Source organism: Chromobacterium sp. ASV23 (assembly GCF_016428945.1).
In the GTDB taxonomy this organism is placed as follows: domain Bacteria; phylum Pseudomonadota; class Gammaproteobacteria; order Burkholderiales; family Chromobacteriaceae; genus Chromobacterium; species Chromobacterium sinusclupearum.
In genome coordinates this window covers 1-19,197 of record NZ_JAELTR010000069.1, presented here as the reverse complement: position 1 = coordinate 19,197, position 19,197 = coordinate 1, and the positions used below count along the sequence as shown (strand labels likewise).

The following is a 19,197-nucleotide window of genomic DNA, read 5'->3' as shown; positions in this document are numbered from 1 at the left end:
GCTTCACTCTGATCGACGACTACGGCCACCACCCGGTGGAAATGGCCGCCACGCTGGCCGCGGTGCGCGGCGCCTTCCCGGACCGCCGGTTGCTGCTGGCCTTCCAGCCGCATCGTTACACCCGCACCCGCGATCTGTTCGAAGACTTCGTGAAAGTGCTGTCCGGCGTCGACGCGCTGCTGCTGTCCGAGGTGTACGCCGCCGGCGAAACGCCCATCGTGGCGGCCGACGGCCGGGCCCTGGCGCGCGCGGTGCGCGTGGGCGGCAAGGTGGAGCCGCTGTTCGTCGAAGCCATCGCCGACCTGCCGCAGGCCATTCTGGACGCGGCGCAGGACGGCGACGTGGTGGTGACCATGGGCGCCGGCTCGATCGGCGCGGTGCCGGCCAAAGTGGTGGCGCAGGCCGTTTGAATGGATTTTTGCCCGCGCGCGATGCGGGCGTGTTGAGGATAGACAGATGAAGCAGTACGGCAAGGTGGCGGTGTTGATGGGGGGAAGCTCGGCGGAGCGCGAGGTGTCGCTGATGAGCGGCAACGGCGTATTGACCGCCTTGCTGGGCAAAGGCGTGGACGCGCACAAGTTCGACCCGTCGGAAAAACCGCTTGCGGCGCTGAAGGAAGAAGGATTCGACCGCGTGTTCAATGTGCTGCACGGCCCGTTCGGCGAAGACGGCACCCTGCAGGGCGCGCTGGAAGCATTGGGCGTGCCGTATACCGGCTGCGGCGTGATGGCTTCGGCCATCAGCATGGACAAGTGGCGCACCAAGCTGTTGTGGAAGGGCGCGGGTCTGCCGATCCCGGCGTTTGAACTGTTGTCCGACGACAGCGATTTCGACGCGATCGAGCGGCAGCTGGGTTTGCCCATCTTCGTCAAGCCGTCGACCGAAGGCTCCAGCATCGGCGTGACCAAGGTCAAGCAAGCCGGCGGTCTGCGCGCGGCTTATGAGGAAGCGCGAAAGTACGACCGCGTGGTGATCGCGGAGCAGTTCATCGGCGGTGGTGAATACACCTGCGCGGTGATAGGCGAGACCGCCTACCCGACGGTGAAGATCGAACCGGCGACCGAGTACTACGACTACGACGCCAAGTATTTCCGCGACGACACAGTGTACCGCTGCCCTGGCCTGGTCGGCGAGGCGGAACGCCGCGCGCGCGAACTGTGTCTGACGGCGTTCAAGGTGCTGGGTTGCCAGGGCTGGGGCCGGGTGGATTTCCTGATGGACGAGGCCGGTGGCATCTATCTGCTGGAAGCCAACACCAACCCGGGCATGACCAGCCACAGCCTGGTGCCGATGGCGGCCAAGGCCGAAGGGATCGCATACGAGGACCTGTGTCTGAAGGTATTGGATACGGTGCATGTGGGATAACCATCGGTTGCTCCGGGGCCTGGCCAATTGGATGCTGGGCGCGGCAGCGCTGATGTTGCTGTACGCGGGGGGATTCTGGCTGACGCATGCGCCAGTGTTCCCGGTGAAGAAGATACGGATTCAGGGCGACATGAACCGGGTGACGGCGGAACAGCTGAAGTTCATCGCGGAGCATGAGCTGGCCGGCACCTTCTTCACCTTGGATATCGACAAGACGCGGGCTGCCTTCGGCAAGTTGCCATGGGTGCGCGACGCGCAGGTGAGACGGCGTTGGCCGGACGCGCTGGATATCACCGTAGAGGAGCACGTGGCGCTGGCGCGCTGGGGAGAGAACGGTCTGGTGAACACCCGCGGCGAGCGTTTCGACGCCGCCAGCGACCAGCCGCTGCCGGTGTTTTACGGCCCGGTCGGCGCGGAGAAGGACATGACGGCGATGCTGACGCAACTGCGCCAGGCCTTGCAGCCGTCGGGCCTGGTTCCGCGAGAACTGTGGCTGTCGTCGCGGCGGGCATGGAAAGTGGGGCTGGACAACCAGCTGCAGCTGGAGCTGGGACGTAACGATGTGGCGATGCGCGCGGAGCGCTTTGCCACCTACTGGAAGAGCGAGTTGGCGCGATTGCCGTATCACATTGAATACGTCGATCTGCGCTATCCGAACGGATTCGCTGTGCGGATGCCCGATTACAAGGCGCCGCCGGCCAAGGGAAACAAGTGATTAGGCGTTGGAGCGACAGGTGAGCAAACCAAAGGAAAGCAAGAACATGCTGGTCGGCCTGGATATCGGCACCTCCAAGATCGTGGCGATCGTGGCCGAGGTGCTGGAAGACGGTCAGCTGAATATCGTCGGCATGGGCCATACGCCTTCGCGCGGCTTGAAACGCGGCATGGTGGTGAACATCGAATCCACCGTGCAGGCGATCCAGCGCGCGCTGGAAGAGGCCGAGCTGATGGCCGATTGCAAGATTCACGAGGTGTTTGTCGGCATCGCCGGCAGCCACATCAAGAGCGTGAACTCGCACGGCATGGTGGCGATCAAGGACCGCGAAGTCACCAAGATGGACATTGATCGCGTGATCGAAACCGCGCGCGCCGTGACCATCCCGCCGGACCACCAGGTGCTGCACATCCTGACTCAGGAATACAGCATCGACGGCCAGGAAGGCGTGCGCGAGCCCCTGGGCATGAGCGGCGTGCGGCTGGAAGCCAAGGTGCACATCGTCACCGGCGCGGTGTCCGCCGCCCAGAACGTGACCAAGTGCGTGCGCCGCTGCGGCCTGGAAGTGTCCGATCTGGTGCTGCAGCCGATGGCCTCGGCCATCGCCGTGCTGTCCGAGGACGAAAAAGACCTGGGCGTGTGCCTGATCGACATCGGCGGCGGCACTACCGACATCGCCGTGTACGTGGGCGGCGCGATCCGCCACACCGCGGTGATTCCGATCGCCGGCGACCAGATCACCAACGACATCGCCATGGCGCTGCGCACCCCGACCAAGGAAGCCGAGGACATCAAGATCCAGCACGGCGTGGCCCTGGTGGGCATGGCCGATCCGGCCCAGATGATAGAAGTGCCGGGTGTCGGCGAGCGCGGTCCGCGTCAGATGTCGCGCGCCACCCTGGCCGAGGTGATCGAGCCGCGCGTGGAGGAGTTGTTCCAGCTGGTGCAGCAGGAGCTGCGCCGCAGCGGTTTTGAAGAGATGTTGTCGTCCGGCATGGTGTTGACCGGCGGCGCCAGCCTGATGCCGGGCATGGTGGAGCTGGCCGAGGAAGTGTTCCACCTGCCGGTGCGAGTGGGCGTGCCCAAGTATGTTGGCGGCCTGGCGGAAGTGGTGAAGACGCCGCGCTTCTCCACCGGCGTGGGCCTGCTGCTGTACGGCAAGGAGCAGATCCAGGGCTACGCCGGCCCGGTGAAGACCGAGTCGGCGGGCGTGGGCCAGATGTTCTCGCGCATGAAGGCTTGGTTCGGCAGCAATTTCTGATGAGATTCGGGCCGTCGGCGAGGGCCGGCGGTGTAAGCAATGTTGTTCGGGCGCAGTACAAAGCAGTTTGATTGGCTCATCTTTTATGTGAGGAGAGGGAAATGAGCGGAATGGTATTCGAAGTGATGCAAGAGACGGCCAACTCGGCCGTGATCAAGGTGATCGGCGTGGGCGGCGGCGGTTGCAATGCCATCGACAACATGATCTCCGGCAACGTGCACGGCGTGGAATTCATTTGCGCCAACACCGACGCGCAGTCGCTGCAGCGCAATCGCGCGCCGCAGAAGCTGCAGCTGGGCACCAACCTGACGCGCGGCCTGGGCGCCGGCGCCAATCCGGAAGTGGGCCGCAGCGCGGCGCTGGAAGACCGCGAACGCATCGCGGAAACCCTGCGCGGCGCCAATATGGTGTTCGTGACCGCAGGCATGGGCGGCGGCACCGGCACCGGCGCCGCCCCGGTGGTGGCGGAAGTGGCCAAGGAAATGGGCATCCTGACCGTGGGCGTGGTCACCCGTCCGTTCGACCATGAAGGCAAGCGCATGAAAGTGGCGCAGAACGGCATCGAGGACCTGAAGAAGCATGTGGACTCGCTGATCGTGATCCCCAACGAGAAGCTGATGGAAGTGCTGGGCGACGACGTCACCATGCGCGAAGCTTTCCGCGCCGCCGACGATGTATTGAAGGGCGCCGTGGCCGGCATCGCCGAAGTGATCACCTGCCCGGGCCTGATCAACGTCGACTTCGCCGACGTGCGCACAGTGATGAGCGAGATGGGCCTGGCGATGATGGGTTCCGCCTACGCCTCCGGCATCGACCGCGCCCGCGTGGCCGCCGAGCAGGCCGTGGCCAGCCCGCTGCTGGACAACATCACGCTGGAAGGCGCGCGCGGCGTGCTGGTGAACATCTCCACCGCTCCGGGTTGCCTGAAGATGAGCGAGTACCGCGAGATCATGGGCATCATCCGCCAGTACGCGGACGAAGACGCGCAGATCAAGTTCGGCACCGCCGAAGTGGAAGACATGCCGGAAGACACCATCCGCGTGACGCTGATCGCCACGGGCCTGGGCCAGAAGAAGGCGACCCGCAACGAGGATCGTCCGGAGTACATCAAGATCGTCAAGACCGGCACCGACGACCGCGCCGTGGAAATGGTGAACTACGAAGACCTGGATGCGCCGGCCATCATGCGCACCGGCCGTCGCCGCGCCGCGCAGTCGTTGGACTTTTCCAATCCGGAAGTCAGCGAGAGCTACGATATTCCGGCCTTCCTGCGCAAGCAGGCGGACTGAGCGAGGGACGCGGATAGATAAACGCTATTCATGCTAGCGAATCAATCAATAAAGCATAGGCGGTCGCTATGCTAGAATCGGGTTTTCCCGTCTGGATTGAGTAGCCTGAAATGATCTTGCAGCGCACGCTGAAGCAAGCGATCAGCGCCACGGGCGTCGGTCTGCATTCCGGCGAGCGGGTGAAGCTCACCCTGCTGCCGGCGCCGCCCGATACCGGCATCCTCTTCCGTCGCACCGACTTGCCCGAGCCGGTAGATGTGAAGGTGGACCCATTGCTCGTCAACGACACGCGCCTCTCCTCCACGCTGGTGACGGACACCGGCGTGCGTGTCGGCACGATCGAGCATCTGATGTCGGCCTTCGCGGGTTTCGGCATCGATAACCTGGTCGTCGAAGTGACGGCGGCGGAAATCCCCATCATGGATGGTTCCGCCGCGCCGTTCCTGTACCTGTTGCAGACGGCCGGGATTGTCGAGCAGTCCAAGAAAAAGCGTTTCATCCGCGTCAAACAGACCGTGATGGTGGAAGACCGCGGCGTATGGGTCCGGCTGGACCCGTACGACGGCTTCAAGATCACGCTGTCCATCGAGTTCAACCATCCGGCGTTCAACCGCGCGCCGCAGACCGTGGTGGTCGACTTCGCCCGCCATTCGTATAGCGACGAAATCAGCCGCGCCCGCACTTTCGGCTTCATGCACGAGGTGGAATACATGCGCAACCACGGCCTGGGCCGCGGAGGCAGCCTGGACAACGCTATCGTGATCGACGACGAGTACGTGCTGAATCCGGAGGGCCTGCGCTTTCCGGACGAGTTCGTCCGCCACAAGATCCTGGACGCGATCGGCGACCTCTATATCATCGGCCATCCTCTGATCGCGGCCTTCTCCGGCCACAAGTCCGGCCATGCGATGAACAACAAACTGCTGCGCAAGCTGCTGGAAACGCCGGAGGCCTGGGAGTTCGTCAGCTTCGACGACGTGCTGGACGCGCCGTCCAGCTTCCATCAGCTGCCGCAGCAGGATTAGGCTGTGTTCGGCTTCTGGCGGCTGTGGCTGCTGGCGACGATACTGGCGATAGGCTGGGCGCTGCTGTGCTTTGCGCTGACCCATGACCGCCGCTATCTGCGCCGCGTGCTGGCCATTGTCCGCTGGAGCGCCGGCCTGTTGATCATCGTCGCCTGTTTCTGGCTCATATTCCGCCTGCTGCGTTGATAAAACGCCGTGGGCGTTTTTCATTGAGGGAAAGCCCCATGACCCGACTGACCCATTTCGACGCCGCCGGCCAGGCCCATATGGTCGATGTCGGCGGCAAGGCCGCCACAGCGCGGCGCGCCGTGGCCGAGGGTATGATCCGCATGCTGCCGGCCACGTTCGCGCTGGTGAAAAGCGGCGGCCACAAAAAGGGCGATGTGCTCGGCATCGCCCGCGTCGCCGCCATCATGGCGGCCAAGAAGACCTGGGACCTGATTCCGCTGTGCCACCCGATCGCGCTGACGCGGCTGGCGGTGGATTTTGAGCTGCTGGATGGCGAGTCTGCGGTGCGCATCGAGGTCACGGCGGAGTGCACGGGCCAGACCGGCGTGGAGATGGAGGCGCTGACGGCCGTCAATCTTGGCCTTTTGACCATTTACGACATGTGCAAGGCAGTGGACCGCGGCATGGAAATCAGCGGCATCCGCTTGCTGGAAAAAGACGGCGGCAAGAGCGGCAACTGGCGGGCGGAGGGCTAGGGCATTGTTTCTTTATCGGAGGCCGCGCCCGCGTACCGGCTGGGCGGGCAGTCTATTTGCCGGCCTCCTGCCCCAATAGCAGCGGGCAGGGGTAGCCGTCCAGATGCGCCGTGGGCGGGTGGATCTCATGCCAGCGGTCAAGGCGGTTCCACTCGTACAGGCCGCGCCCGCGCTGCAGATGCAGGTAGACGTGCTGGTAGCGCGAATGGGCCAGCATGTTGTGGGTCAGCTGGTTCAGTTCCGGAATCGAGATGTACAGCAGCAGGGTGGACGCCATCGCGCCGTGCTCGAAAGTGCCGGCCGCCAGCAGCAGATGCAGCTGATGGCCGTTGGGCACGTGGTAGTCCTTGCCGACCTTGGCCTCGATGCGGCAGGCGACGTCCAGCGCGTTGGCCGGCCGGGTGAACATCGAGCCGATGCCGCCGGCGGCCTGCTGGGCCTGCTGGACTTCCTTCTTGCGGGCATTGCGGCGGGCGTGCTCGCCGGCCAGCACCTCGGTCACCTCGATGGCCAGAAAGCGGCCATCTGACAGCGCCACGCCGACATCCGGCGCCGGGCACTTCAGCGATCTGACATCAATGGGCGCGATGCCTTTTTGCTCAAACAGCCGCCTGACCCATTCCCTTTCGCGATTTTCCTGCAGAGTTTGCTGATCCATCGGCGCCTACGCGAATGCAAGACAGATGCTTTATCTTAGAACATCCATCCGGCTATCCGCAGCGGGCTTCAGCTGCCTTTACGCAGCGACTCCACCGCCTGCGCGGCGTCGCGCGGTGCGCTGCCAAACGGACACAGCAGCGTGCGCAGTTCGCGGCGCAGCTTGTCGCTGTAGACGATGTCCTGCCACAGCGGGCGCATCGGTTCTATCCAACGCTGGTTGACGCTGTCGCCGAAGCCATAGGCCCGGTATTTATTGTCCTTGCACTGGATGCCTTCGACGCTGAGATTCTCCACCTTGCCGCTGACGACCCGGCTGATGAAGCGCACCACGCCGTCCTGGCCCACGCTCAAGGTCTTGCCGTCGACAAAGAAGCGGTTGCTTTGCAGCCAGTCCGGCTTCACCTCTATCCAGTCGGCCGTCTGCGGGTAGGCGGGCAGCGAGTAGGCCTGTTCCTCCCATGGCTTGTCCACATCGAGGGCGTAGTTGTTGTTCTTGATCAGCTTGCCTTCCGCCTGCGCCGTCAGGCTCAGGCACAGCGCCAGCAGCGCCGGCAGGGTATGACGAAATTTCAATGGAGTGCTCCGGATCAGCGCGCCGTGCCGGCGCGCAGGTTGTAGTGGCGGCGTCCGGTTTCGCGTCCGGCCAGGCCCCAGCTGCGTTCGGAAAAGCCGATATCGCCGCGATTGCTCACGGTCAGCAGCATGGAGCTGCGGGTGCCGTAGTCGCGGCCCTGGATGAAGATGGGCGACAGCGTCTTTTCCAGCGCCATGCCGATGCGGGTGTTGGGCAACTCGCCCGGTCCGGCTGGCGTCGGATCGGACAGCGCGGCATAGGCCTGGTCTTCGGTCGGCGGCCGGCCGAATTCGGTCAGGTATTCCGCCAGCCGCCGGCATTTGAACCATGGCGTGTCCAGCGTGGCGTTGGACAGCGTGTGGATGCCCGGCGTGACGCGGGCGATCTGCCTGTTGGGGCTGTGGAAGAAGAACAGGTCGGCGCTGCTGCCGAACAGCAGATTGAACGGCGCGTAATGATGGCTTTCGGCCCGCAGCCAGTCGGCGAAGGCGAAAGGATCGTCGTCGCCGCTGACGAAGCGCTCCACCAGCTCGCCGCGCGAACGCTCCGCCTTGGGCGGGAAGCCGTCGCGGAAGTTGGTGATGGCGGCGATGCGGTTGCGGCCGTCCACCATCAGCCAGCTGCCGCCGGACTGCAAGTCGCGGCCGCCCAGCGTGTTGGGGTATTCCGGCCACCAATCCAGCGGCGCGGTGGGGCGGGCGTAGTATTCGTCGCGGTTGGCCAGCAAGACCAGCTGGCCCAAGCCCGGCATTTTATAGGCGAAGGCGATGATGCACATGATACGGACCGATTTGGGTAAGGCTTGACGACTGGCGTAAACTATACGGCTACGGCTTGCCGCGCATCGCGGCCGCGCCATGTTCCCCTCATTGTAACCCGATATGGCTGAGGACACCGGCCCATGACACCCGACAAACACATCGACCTTTCCGGCTTGAACTGCCCCTTGCCGATTCTGCGCGCCAAGAAGGCGCTGGCGGACATGGCCAGCGGCGCCGTGCTGGAGGTGATCGCCACCGATCCGGGCGCGCCCAAGGATTTCGAGGCCTTTTGCCGCCAGACCGGCAATGGCCTGATGGAGTCGACCACGACAGCCGAAGGCAAGTTCCGAATGGTGCTGCGCCGCAAATAAGCCCATGGCGACGGTTTTCCGTCGCCATCGTTTCATTCACCGTTACGCAAGCGATCCACCATGCAGACACTGACCCTGATCCGCCCCGACGACTGGCACCTGCACCTGCGCGACGACGCCGCGCTGGCCGCCGTGTTGCCCGATACCTGTCGCCAGATGGGCCGCGCCATCGTGATGCCTAATCTGAAGCCGCCGGTCACTACCGTCGAAGCCGCCGCCGCCTACCGCGAGCGGATTTTGGCCGCGCGTCCGGCCGGCAGCGCCTTCGAGCCGCTGATGACGCTGTATCTGACCGACAAGACCAGTGCCGACGAGATCCGCAAGGCCAAGGCCTGCGGTTTCGTCCACGGCGTCAAGCTGTACCCGGCCGGCGCCACCACCAACTCCGATCACGGCGTCACCGACATCGCCCATGCCATGCCGGCGCTGCAGGCGATGGCGGAAGTGGGCATGCCGCTTTTGGTGCACGGCGAAGTCACCGACGCCGACATCGACGTGTTCGACCGCGAGGCGGTATTCATCGAACGGGTGATGAAGCCGTTGCTGGCCAGACTGCCGAATTTGAAGGTGGTGTTTGAGCACATCACCACGCGCGAGGCCGCCGAGTTCGTCGCCGCCGCGCCGGACAACATCGCCGCCACCATCACCGCCCACCATCTGCTGATGAACCGCAACGCGCTGTTTGTCGGCGGCATCCGGCCGCATCATTACTGCCTGCCGGTGCTGAAGCGCGAGTTGCACCGCCAGGCCCTGGTCAAGGCGGCCACGTCCGGCTCGGGCAAGTTTTTCCTCGGCACCGACAGCGCGCCGCATGCCAAGAGCGCCAAGGAGTCCGCTTGCGGCTGCGCCGGCATGTATACGGCGAATGCCGCTATCGAGCTGTACGCCGAGGCCTTCGAGGCCGCCGGCGCGCTGGACAAGCTGGAGGCCTTCGCCAGCCTGAATGGCCCGGCATTCTACGGCCTGTCCGCCAACGCGGACCGCATCACGCTGGTCAAGGAAAGCTGGACGGTGCCGGCCGAACTGCCGTATCCCGGCGATGTCCTTGTGCCGCTGCGGGCCGGCGACAGCGTGGGCTGGCGCATGAAACTGTAAAACACCGTCAGTGTTGAGAAAAATTGATGGTAAAGCCGCTTTTCAGCGGCTTTTTTCATTTCAGCCTAAGCGGCAGCGGAAAATTCTTCTTTCGATGATTCAAGCGCATTAGCATACGTCGATCCAAGCTTGCGCCATCCTGGCGCGAGGCACGACTGGCATGAGTTTGGCTGATTTGAGGCAACAGAATTTGGCATGCAAAAATGCAATAGGTATAAAAAATAGTGAATGAGCAAGCCATTGATTTGCCCGAATAGTCCATTGTCAGACAAATCTTGCATGTTGAGGAAAATGAATGGAATAGTGCGCGTTTTAGGGCTTGAAGTATTCAAAACCCTCGGCGCATAATCAGCGATCCACTCTGGATACAATCGAGTGAAAAAGAATCGCGACCCGTTGCTCACGCGTCGAGACAGAACAAGGAGAGTAGAAGATGACAAACAAGCAATCGCTGCAGGGGATCGCCGCCGCTGTCGCGCTGGCCCTGGCTTCCGGTTCCGTGCTGGCCGCCAATGTGCCGGCCGGCGTCAAGCTGGCCGCTAAACAGGAGCTGGTGCGCTCCAACGGTTCCGAGCCGGAGTCGCTCGATCCCATGGTGGTGGAGGGCGTGCCCGCCAACATCATTACCCATGACCTGTTCGAAGGCCTGACCGCAACCGACAATGATGGCAAGCTGCTGCCGGGCGTGGCCGAGTCCTGGAAACAGACCAGCCCGACCACATGGGTATTCCACCTGCGCAAAACCGCCAAGTGGTCCGACGGCAGCGCCGTGACCGCCGACGACTTCGTCTACGGCATCCGCCGCCTGGTCGATCCCAAGCTGGCCGCCCCGTATGCCGGCACCTTCGGCATTTTCTTTGAAAACGGCCCGGATATCGTGGCCGGCAAGAAGCCGAATACCGCCATCGGCGTCAAGGCGCTGGACAAGTACACGCTGGAAGTGAAGACCGCCTTCCCGGTGTCGTATCTGCCTGAGCTGATGTCGAACGCCCAGTTGGGCCCGGCGCCGAAGGCCGTGATCGACAAATACGGCAAGGACTGGACCAAGCCGGGCAAGTTGGTGTCCAACGGCCCGTTCGTGCTGAAAGACTGGCAGGTCAACAGCAAAGTCGTGATCGAGAAGAACACGCAGTACTGGGACGCCAAGAACGTCCAGCTGACCAAGGTCAGCTTCCTGCCGATCGAAGACCAGAACGCGGACAACAAACTGTATCTGTCGGGCCAGACCGACATGACCTATGAGATTCCGCCCGGCTCCTTCGCCAAGCTGAAGAGCGAAATGCCCAAGGATCTGAAGAACAATACCATTCTGGGCCTGCGCTACTACAGCCTGAACCATAAAGACCCGCTGATGAAGGACGTGCGCGTGCGCAAGGCGCTGTCCATGGTGCTGGATCGCGACCTCTTGGCCGCCAAGATCACCGCGGACGGCCAGGTGCCGGCCTATAGCGTGATGGTCAACGGCGTGCACGGCGCCAAGCCGTCCACCTACGACTGGGTGAAGTGGCCGATGGCCAAGCGCGTGGACGAGGCCAAGAAGCTGCTGGCCCAGGCCGGCGTGAAGCCGGGCACCACCATCAAGCTCTCTTACAATACCAGCGACTACCACAAGAAGATGGCCATCTTCGTGGCTTCGGAGTGGAAGACCAAGCTGGGCCTGAATACCGCCATGGACAACACCGAGTTCAAGGTATTCCTGAAGAAGCGCCATGACGGCGACTATCAGATCGCCCGCAACGGCTGGCTGGCCGACTACAACGACGCCACCACCTTCCTGGCGCTGGTGCAGTGCGGCAACACCCAGAACGACAACTTCAACTGCAATAAGAAGGCTGACGCGCTGATCCAGCAGGGCAACGAGACCACCGATGCGGCCAAGCGCACCGAGCTGTTGACCCAAGCCACCAAGCTGGTGATGGATGACTACCCGATGATCCCGGTGCTGCAGTACACCTTGCCGCGTCTGGTCAAGCCGTATGTCGGCGGTTACTCGCTGAAGAACACGGTTGACCGCTATCGCAGCAAGTACCTGTACATCATTCAGCACTAAGCGATTCCGCGCGGGAGGTTCCGCGTGACGAGGCCGGTTGTCCCGCAAGGGCAACCGGCCGATGATTGTGGTGTTCTCGCTCCGGGCGAGCGGCCGGCGTCCGCCTGCCGCCGAAGCGGGGCGAACGGGAGTTTCATGCGATGTGGTCTTACACTCTTCGCCGCGTGTTGGTGACGATACCAACCGTCTGGGCCGTTACGACGGTCTGTTACCTGTTGCTGCACTTGACCCCTGGCGGTCCGTTCGACGGCGAACGCAAGGTGTCGCCGGAAGTGCTGGCCAATCTGCAGGCCAAGTACCATCTGGACCTGCCCTTGTGGAAGCAATATCTCTATTACCTGAACAGCCTGCTGCATGGCGATTTGGGGGCGTCGTTCCGTTATGCGGACTGGAGCGTCAATGATCTGGTGGCGCACGCGCTGCCGGTTTCCGCCGCCATCGGCGGCAGCGCCATCCTGATTTCGCTGGTGATCGGCGTGCTGCTCGGCACCATCGCCGCCTTGCGCCAGAACAGCCTCATCGACTATCTGGTGATGCTGGTCGGCAATATGGGTAGCGCCTTCCCGTCCTTCATCATCGGCCCGGTGCTGGTGCTGGTCTTCTCGATGCTGCTGCACTGGCTGCCGTCCGGCGGCTGGGATGATTTCGCCATTTCCTACATGGTGTTGCCGGTGGCCTTGCTGGTGTTCATCAACGTGGCCACCATCGGCCGCGTGATGCGCGGCAGCCTGATCGAGGTGATGAACAGCAACTTCATCCGCACCGCCCGCGCCAAGGGCCTGCCGCTGCGCACCATCGTGCTGCGCCACGCGCTGAAGCCGGCGCTGATGCCGGTGGTGACGCTGCTGGGGCCGCTGGCCATCTCGTCCATCACCTCCGCCGTGGTGACCGAGTCCATCTTCTCGCTGCCCGGCCTGGGCAAGCTGATCGTCAACGGCGCGTCCAACCGCGATTACACGCTGGTGCTGGGCCTGGTGGTGCTGGTGACGGTGATCACCGTGGTGTTCAACCTCCTCGTCGACCTGGCATACGCCCTGCTCGATCCGAAGATCCGCTACTGAGGGGGATTTCGCAATGATGAAAAGTAAACAAGCCGCGGTCGCCGCGGCGCTGGAAACCGGTCTGGCCGAGGCCGCGACCGAGGGCCGCAGCCCCTGGCGCGACGCCCGCATCCGTTTCTTCCGCAACAAGGCCGCCGTGGTGAGCCTGGTGATCCTGACCCTGATCACTTTGTCCTGTATCGTCGGCCCCTGGCTGCTGCCGCATGGCTACGCCGACACCGACTGGGATGCGATCAGCCTGGCGCCGACTTTCCAGAACCTGCACCTGTTCGGCACCGATGAACTGGGCCGCGACCTGCTGGTGCGCACCCTGATCGGCGGCCGCATCTCGCTGATGGTCGGCCTGCTGGCCACCATTGCCGCGGTGATCATCGGCGTGCTGTGGGGCGCCACCGCCGGTTTTCTCGGCGGCAAGGTAGACAATGTGATGATGCGCATCGTCGACATGATGTACGCCGTGCCCTACCTGTTGATCGCCATCCTGATGGTGACGCTCTTGGGCCGCGAGTTCTACCTGGTGGTGCTGACCATCACCATCCTGGGCTGGATGGACATGGCGCGCGTGGTGCGCGGCCAGACGCTGGCCATCCGCTCCAAGGAATACATCGAAGCCGCGCACGCCATCGGCGTGTCCACCCCCACCATCATTTTCCGCCATATCGTGCCCAACCTCTTGGGCATTGTGGTGATCTACACCACGGTGACGGTGCCGGGCGTGATCCTGACGGAATCCGTGCTGTCCTTCCTCGGCCTGGGCGTGCAGGAGCCGATGACCAGCTGGGGCGTGCTGATCGGCGACGGCACCAAGGCCATGGAAAGCCAGCCGTGGATGTTGCTGTTCCCGGCCGGCATGCTGTCCTTGACGCTTTACTGCGCCAACTATATCGGCGACGGCCTGCGCGACGCGCTGGACCCGAAAGACCGCTGACCCCAGGATAGATGAGGCAAGACATGAGCATTTTAAAAGTCAACAATCTCGGGGTGCAGTTCCAGACCAATGACGGCATGGTCAACGCGGTCAATGGCGTGAGCTTCGAGTTGAACAAGGGCCAGACCCTGGGCATCGTCGGCGAGTCCGGCTCCGGCAAGAGCCAGACCGTGCTGGCGATGATGGGCCTGTTGGCCAAGAACGGCCAAGCCAGCGGCGAGGCGCTGTTCCACGGCCAGAACATCCTGACCATGAGCGCGGCGCAGCTGAACAAGATCCGCGGCGACCGCATCTCGATGATCTTCCAGGACCCGATGACCTCGCTGAACCCGTATCTGACGGTGGAGCGGCAAATGACCGAGGTGCTGGAGCTGCACAAGGGCATGAGCCGGCGCGACGCCAAAAAACGCGCGATCGAGCTGTTGGACGCGGTGCGCATTCCCGAAGCGGCGCGCCGGGTAGACATGTATCCGCACGAATTCTCCGGCGGCATGCGCCAGCGCGTGATGATCGCCATGGCGCTGCTGTGCGAGCCGGAAATGCTGATCGCCGACGAGCCGACCACCGCGCTGGACGTGACGGTGCAGGCGCAGATCCTGACCTTGCTGAAAGACCTGCAGCGCGATTTCGGCACCTCCATCATCATGATCACCCACGATCTGGGCGTGGTGGCCGGCCTGTGCGAAAACGTGCTGGTGATGTACGGCGGCCGCGCGATGGAATACGGCCGCGCCGACGACATCTTCTATCATCCGACCCACCCCTACACCATCGGCCTGTTGGGCGCCTTGCCGCGCCTGGACCACGACGGCAGCGACCTGGTCAGCATCCCGGGCAATCCGCCGAATATGGCGCACATGCCCAAGGGCTGCCCGTTCAGCGAACGCTGCGTCCATGCCAGCCCCCGTTGCGCCGCCGAGCTGCCGCAACTGGCGGCCAGCCCGCTCAACCCGAAGATTCTGCGCGCCTGTCACAAGCCGGCGGAAGAACTGGTACAAGCCGCCGCGGAGGTGACCCATGTCTGAGAACAAGCCAGTCATTCTGTCGGTGCGCAACGTCAAGGTGCACTTCCAAGTCAAGGGCGACGACGCCTGGCCGTGGAGCCCGAAGAAGACGCTGAAGGCCGTGGACGGCGTCAGCTTCGATCTGCGCGCCGGCGAGACGCTGGGCGTGGTCGGCGAGTCCGGCTGCGGCAAGTCCACGCTGTCCCGCGCCATTCTGAACCTGATCCCGGCCACCGACGGCGAGATCGTGTGGATGGGCAAGGACTTGCGCAAAGGCAGCCAGAAGGATTGGCTGAATGTGCGCAAGGATATCCAGATGATCTTCCAGGACCCGCTGGCGTCGCTGAACCCGCGCATGACCATCGCCCAGATCATCGGCGAGCCCTTGCGCGTGCACAAGCCTGAACTGTCGGCGGAAGAAGTGATGAAGCGCGTCAAGGCGATGATGAAGCGCGTCGGCCTGCGCGAGCAGATGATCAACCGCTATCCGCACGAGTTCTCCGGCGGCCAGTGCCAGCGCATCGGCATCGCCCGCGCGCTGATCCTGGAGCCCAAGCTGATCATCTGCGACGAGCCGGTGTCGGCGCTGGACGTGTCGATCCAGGCGCAGATCATCAACCTGCTGAAGGAACTGCAGCGCGAGATGGGCCTGGCGCTGATCTTCATCGCCCACGATCTGGCGGTGGTCAAGCACATCTCGGACCGCATCCTGGTGATGTATCTGGGCCGCGAAATGGAGCTGGCCAACAAGCACGCGCTGTACGACGTGCCCTCGCACCCGTATACCCGCGCCTTGCTATCGGCCATCCCGATCCCGGACCCGCGGCTGGAAAAGACCAAGGTGATCCAGATCCTGCAAGGCGACTTGCCCAGCCCGATCAATCCGCCGTCCGGCTGCGTGTTCCGCACCCGCTGCCCGCAGGCGGAGACGCGTTGCGCGCAAGAAGTGCCCAAGCTGCGCCAGTTGAGCGAAGACACGCAGTCGTCCTGCCTGCTGGCTTGATCCACGCCGCCGGTAATTGGAGCCGGCGGCGTTTTTCTTTTCCGAAGTCCAAGATTGCGCTGATGGTTGATCCATGAGAGGGCTGTGATTGTCGCGCGTCCGGGCGAGCATGGCGGAGAATATCTGCTGACGCTGAAGCTGGATTGAATCGCTAGGCGCGATGGCGCATTGTTGGAAATCGCGCAGCAAAAACGCCCCCGGAGCCACATCTGGGGGCGTTTTCATATGATTTCTTTGAGTTTTTGATGGCCAATGGTTAAGCTTTCGACCTTTCCAATAATAATTATTTCGATTCGATGACAGGCCGCAGGCCTGGGCGGATCGCGCGGGGCGCATTGCCAAGGGGCTGGAAGGGCAGGGTGCGCCGCGTCGGACATTGAACCGCCGCCGGCAAACCGGCGGCTTGCCATTTTTCAGGGACGAAGAATGCCACATACGCAACAGGAATTTTCAGTTCGGCTGCAGTGGGGAGTGGAAGCGGCGAGGCAGTTGAGCCGGCAGGCGGACAGTTGCGTTGTCGTCGATGTGTTGTCCTTCAGCACCTGTGTCGATGTCGCCTGCGGCAACGGCGTGGTGGTGTTGCCGTATCGGGTCAAGGACGACAGCGCGCAGGACTTCGCCGCCAGCCGGCAGGCGCTGCTGGCCGGCAAGCGCAGCCGCACGCAGCCGTCGCTGTCGCCGTCTTCGATGCAGCGGCTGGCCTTCGGCACCCGGCTGGTGTTGCCGTCGCCGAATGGCGCGGCCGTCAGCCTGGCCAGCGAGTCGTCGCGCACCATCGCCGGCTGCCTGCGCAACGCCTCGGTGGTGGCCAACTATCTGAATGATCAGGACGGCTCGGTGCTGCTGATCGCGGCGGGCGAGCTGAATCCGGATGGCAGCCTGCGTTTCGCCTACGAAGATTTCATCGGCGCCGGCGCCATCATTCACAATCTGGCCGGCACCAAGTCGCCGGAGGCGCTGGCGGCGGAAGCGGCCTTTGTGCTGGCGCGCAACGATCTGGAGCGCCAGCTGAGCCAGGGCCTGTCGGCCTGCGAACTGGTCGAGCGCGGCTTTCCGGAGGACGTGACGCTGGCGGCGCAGCACGATGTCAGCCGCTGCGTGCCGCTGTTGCGCGACGGCGAATATCGTCCGGTCTGAGCTTCCCAGATATCATGATGGGGCCCATCCTGTTCGGGACGGGCTTCATCACCAGGAGATTTCCATGTTGCCAGCCAGAATGGTCACCACCGCTTTCGAACTGCCGGGCTACCGGATCACCGCCAACCTCGGCGTCGTGCGCGGCATCACCGTGCGTTCGCGCTCGGTCATCGGCAATTTCTTCGGCGGCTTGCAGTCGCTGTTTGGCGGCAACATCACCATCTATACCAGCCTGTGCGAGCAGGCGCGCTCGGAAACCTACGCGCTGATGTGCGACCACGCCGCGGCGCTTGGCGCCAACGCCGTGATCGGCATGCGCTACGACGCCACCGACGTGATGGCCGGCCTGACCGAGGTGCTGTGCTACGGCACGGCCGTGCGGGTGGAGCCGCTGTAAGCGCAGAGCCGGTACAGGCGCGCGGCCTGTTCATCGCAGAGATGGATGTCCTGGCCGGAAATGCCGCGCAGCCATAGCAGTTGCCAGCCGCCGGCCGCGGCCGGCAGCAGGCCGCCGAAGCGAAAGCCGGCCTTGCGCAGCTGCGCCCGCAAGGCCAGCGTTTCCGCGCTGGCCGGCAATTTCAGATAGATCAGCTGCCCGCTGGGCAGATTGGCGATTTCCGCCAGCCGAGCGGGCGTCGGCTGTTGCGCGGTCACCTCCAGCCGCTGGCCGCAGCGGGTCAGCGCCAGGCCGGGCAGGCCGGCGCCGACGGGCGCGCTCCCGTTTTCTCCCAAAGCCTGGCGCAGCGGCGCCAGCCATGTTCCCCACTCTTCCGGCCACGGCAGCTTCGGCAGCGGCCTCGCCTGCAGCGGCAGGCAGCCCAACAGGATGCTCTCCGGCGCCGGACCGGCAAAAGGCGTGTCGATGTAGTCCGGCAGCAGCGCGATGTTGTGAAAGCCCAGCGCCTGCGCGACGTACTGGCTGCGAGGATGCGAGCATACCTGCTTGATCGTCAGCAGGGCGACGCCCAGATCGGCGGCCGCGGCGCGCAGGTGGCGGCCCAGCAGGCTGGCGATGCCCTGGCCGCGCGCATCCGGGTCCACCACGTTCATCGCCAGTTCGGCCTGGCCCGGATAGGCCGGGTTCAGCCACAGCGCGGCGTGGCCGACCAGCTTGTCGCCTTGCATTGCCACCGCCGAGCGCCACTGGCCGCTGGCGTTGCGTTGCTGGATCTGGCTGGGCAGATAGACATCGGCGTAGAAATAGCGGTCGTCGTAGATGGCGCGGAACAGCGCGCTGATGCCGGCGGCGTCGGCTGGCTGGTAGTCGCGGACCCAGGCGGTTTCAGGATGGCGAACGCTCATGGCAGCGCCTCCGCCAGTTGATAATCGCGGCGGTCCACCACGCGCAGCAGCTTGCCGGAGCGCGGATGGGTGCGCATCGCCTCCGGGGTGGTCTGCCGCAGCGCCAGGCTCAGCTGTTCTTTTCCGCATTGCTCGGCGATGGCAGGCTGGCTGGCCAGCAGGGCCTGGCGCAGCCGCGGCAAATCCAATGGCGCGCGCGCCGCCAGCAACAATTCCAGACAGTTTCGCCCGTCCCGGCGCGAGATTTCCAGCTGCCATCCCAGCAAATCGTGCAGCTCGCCCAGCGTGCGGCCCAGCTCGTCCGGGAATAGCGACAGCGTGCCGACGCGGATGCGGTGGCCGTTGCCGGCGCGGCCCAGCAGCGCGAATTTGCGCTGCGGACCGGGCGGCTCGCGCCAGCAGGCCAGATCGCCGCTGGGGTAGCGGATCACCGGCATCAGCCGGCGCTGCAGATTGGTCACCAGCAGCAGGCCGCGGCGGCCGGGCTCGTCTATTACTTCTCCGCTGTCTTCGTCGATGATTTCGATGATGCTGTCGGCGTCGAACACCCGGTGTTCGCCATGGGCGCAGTCCGGGTCGGCGTAGCCGATCAGGCCGGCGTCGACGCTGGCGCAGCCTATCGAACCGATGCGAGCCTGCGGGAATACCTGCTTCAGCAGAGCGATCTGCTCGCCGAATAGGCTCTCGCCGGCATACAGCACCGTCTCGATGGCGGGCAGCGTCAGCGAGAGCTGTTCCAGATGATGGACGAGGCGCAGCAGCTGGGCGGGCACGCCGGCCAGCACATTGATGCGATGGCGGCGGATGGCGTCGATGAGCGCGTCGTGATCGACAGTGCAGCTAAACGGGTATTCCAGCACCGGCACCGGCGAATGCGACAGCGCGCCATGGG

22 protein-coding genes are annotated in these 19,197 nt (G+C 64.0%); 17 read left to right on the top strand and 5 right to left on the bottom strand.

Translation table 11 applies throughout. From position 1 onward, the window contains the following. The 8 genes from JHD59_RS19465 to moaC form a co-directional block, all read left to right on the top strand. On the top strand, positions 1 to 410 hold a 410-nt coding region (locus JHD59_RS19465), incomplete at its 5' end, for a glutamate ligase domain-containing protein (RefSeq protein WP_304492189.1). Positions 411 to 456: 46 nt separating this feature from the next. After that, positions 457 to 1,365 carry a D-alanine--D-alanine ligase gene (locus JHD59_RS19460; protein WP_199155458.1) on the top strand — a complete coding sequence of 303 codons (909 nt, stop codon included), beginning with the start codon at positions 457 to 459 and terminating at the stop codon, positions 1,363 to 1,365. After that, positions 1,355 to 2,080, top strand: coding sequence for a cell division protein FtsQ/DivIB (locus JHD59_RS19455; RefSeq protein WP_103321762.1), 726 nt, complete (start codon positions 1,355 to 1,357; stop codon positions 2,078 to 2,080). Before JHD59_RS19460 ends, JHD59_RS19455 begins: the two co-directional genes overlap by 11 nt. Before the next feature lie 46 nt (positions 2,081 to 2,126). After that, positions 2,127 to 3,341, top strand: coding sequence for a cell division protein FtsA (gene ftsA / locus JHD59_RS19450; RefSeq protein WP_233164410.1), 1,215 nt, complete (start codon positions 2,127 to 2,129; stop codon positions 3,339 to 3,341). Between the two features lie 101 nt (positions 3,342 to 3,442). Next, positions 3,443 to 4,630 (top strand): cell division protein FtsZ, encoded by a 1,188-nt coding sequence (gene ftsZ / locus JHD59_RS19445; RefSeq protein ID WP_103321760.1) that lies wholly within the window; start codon positions 3,443 to 3,445, stop codon positions 4,628 to 4,630. A 113-nt stretch (positions 4,631 to 4,743) separates the two neighbouring features. Further along, on the top strand, positions 4,744 to 5,655 hold the full coding sequence (gene lpxC, locus JHD59_RS19440; RefSeq protein ID WP_199155459.1) for a UDP-3-O-acyl-N-acetylglucosamine deacetylase: 912 nt from the start codon (positions 4,744 to 4,746) through the stop codon (positions 5,653 to 5,655). A 3-nt stretch (positions 5,656 to 5,658) separates the two neighbouring features. Beyond that, positions 5,659 to 5,841, top strand: a complete 183-nt coding sequence (locus JHD59_RS19435; protein ID WP_199155457.1) for a hypothetical protein — start codon at positions 5,659 to 5,661, stop codon at positions 5,839 to 5,841. 38 nt (positions 5,842 to 5,879) lie between these two features. Further along, a complete protein-coding gene (gene moaC / locus JHD59_RS19430) occupies positions 5,880 to 6,359 on the top strand; it encodes a cyclic pyranopterin monophosphate synthase MoaC (protein WP_199155456.1) in 480 nt (159 codons plus the stop codon). A 52-nt stretch (positions 6,360 to 6,411) separates the two neighbouring features. Here the strand turns inward: moaC and JHD59_RS19425 are convergent, their stop codons facing one another. From JHD59_RS19425 to JHD59_RS19415, 3 genes are all read right to left on the bottom strand, one after another. Beyond that, the gene (locus tag JHD59_RS19425) at positions 6,412 to 7,017 is read right to left on the bottom strand and encodes a hypothetical protein (protein ID WP_199155455.1); all 606 of its coding nucleotides are present in this window, start codon (positions 7,015 to 7,017) and stop codon (positions 6,412 to 6,414) included. Positions 7,018 to 7,085: 68 nt separating this feature from the next. Then, complete coding sequence (locus tag JHD59_RS19420) at positions 7,086 to 7,592, bottom strand: CNP1-like family protein (RefSeq protein ID WP_199155454.1); 507 nt, start codon at positions 7,590 to 7,592, stop codon at positions 7,086 to 7,088. A gap of 14 nt (positions 7,593 to 7,606) precedes the next feature. Continuing rightward, complete coding sequence (locus JHD59_RS19415) at positions 7,607 to 8,371, bottom strand: NRDE family protein (RefSeq protein ID WP_199155453.1); 765 nt, start codon at positions 8,369 to 8,371, stop codon at positions 7,607 to 7,609. A 123-nt stretch (positions 8,372 to 8,494) separates the two neighbouring features. On the opposite strand from JHD59_RS19415, the gene JHD59_RS19410 reads away from it, so the two are divergent. From JHD59_RS19410 to JHD59_RS19370, 9 genes are all read left to right on the top strand, one after another. Continuing rightward, on the top strand, positions 8,495 to 8,725 hold the full coding sequence (locus JHD59_RS19410) for a sulfurtransferase TusA family protein (RefSeq protein WP_043623827.1): 231 nt from the start codon (positions 8,495 to 8,497) through the stop codon (positions 8,723 to 8,725). Positions 8,726 to 8,785: 60 nt separating this feature from the next. Next, the gene (gene pyrC, locus JHD59_RS19405; RefSeq protein ID WP_199155452.1) at positions 8,786 to 9,820 is read left to right on the top strand and encodes a dihydroorotase; all 1,035 of its coding nucleotides are present in this window, start codon (positions 8,786 to 8,788) and stop codon (positions 9,818 to 9,820) included. 433 nt (positions 9,821 to 10,253) lie between these two features. Then, positions 10,254 to 11,870 carry a peptide ABC transporter substrate-binding protein gene (locus JHD59_RS19400; protein ID WP_199155451.1) on the top strand — a complete coding sequence of 539 codons (1,617 nt, stop codon included), beginning with the start codon at positions 10,254 to 10,256 and terminating at the stop codon, positions 11,868 to 11,870. A 140-nt stretch (positions 11,871 to 12,010) separates the two neighbouring features. Then, the gene (gene oppB / locus JHD59_RS19395; protein ID WP_103321752.1) at positions 12,011 to 12,931 is read left to right on the top strand and encodes an oligopeptide ABC transporter permease OppB; all 921 of its coding nucleotides are present in this window, start codon (positions 12,011 to 12,013) and stop codon (positions 12,929 to 12,931) included. 13 nt (positions 12,932 to 12,944) lie between these two features. Continuing rightward, a complete protein-coding gene (locus tag JHD59_RS19390) occupies positions 12,945 to 13,859 on the top strand; it encodes an ABC transporter permease subunit (RefSeq protein ID WP_103321751.1) in 915 nt (304 codons plus the stop codon). A gap of 23 nt (positions 13,860 to 13,882) precedes the next feature. Beyond that, positions 13,883 to 14,884 carry an oligopeptide/dipeptide ABC transporter ATP-binding protein gene (locus JHD59_RS19385; RefSeq protein ID WP_199155450.1) on the top strand — a complete coding sequence of 334 codons (1,002 nt, stop codon included), beginning with the start codon at positions 13,883 to 13,885 and terminating at the stop codon, positions 14,882 to 14,884. After that, positions 14,877 to 15,866, top strand: a complete 990-nt coding sequence (oppF, locus tag JHD59_RS19380; protein WP_199155449.1) for a murein tripeptide/oligopeptide ABC transporter ATP binding protein OppF — start codon at positions 14,877 to 14,879, stop codon at positions 15,864 to 15,866. The genes JHD59_RS19385 and oppF overlap by 8 nt, the downstream gene beginning before the upstream one ends. Positions 15,867 to 16,292: 426 nt before the next feature. Then, a complete protein-coding gene (locus JHD59_RS19375; protein ID WP_071108685.1) occupies positions 16,293 to 17,003 on the top strand; it encodes a 2-phosphosulfolactate phosphatase in 711 nt (236 codons plus the stop codon). Positions 17,004 to 17,067: 64 nt separating this feature from the next. Beyond that, a complete protein-coding gene (locus tag JHD59_RS19370) occupies positions 17,068 to 17,400 on the top strand; it encodes a YbjQ family protein (RefSeq protein WP_103321747.1) in 333 nt (110 codons plus the stop codon). Here the strand turns inward: JHD59_RS19370 and JHD59_RS19365 are convergent. After that, the gene (locus JHD59_RS19365; RefSeq protein ID WP_199155448.1) at positions 17,367 to 18,305 is read right to left on the bottom strand and encodes a GNAT family N-acetyltransferase; all 939 of its coding nucleotides are present in this window, start codon (positions 18,303 to 18,305) and stop codon (positions 17,367 to 17,369) included. The two genes, JHD59_RS19370 and JHD59_RS19365, sit on opposite strands and share 34 nt — an antisense overlap. After that, positions 18,302 to 19,197: phenylacetate--CoA ligase family protein (locus tag JHD59_RS19360; RefSeq protein ID WP_199155447.1), on the bottom strand; the 896-nt coding region annotated here is incomplete at its 5' end. The genes JHD59_RS19360 and JHD59_RS19365, both read right to left, overlap by 4 nt.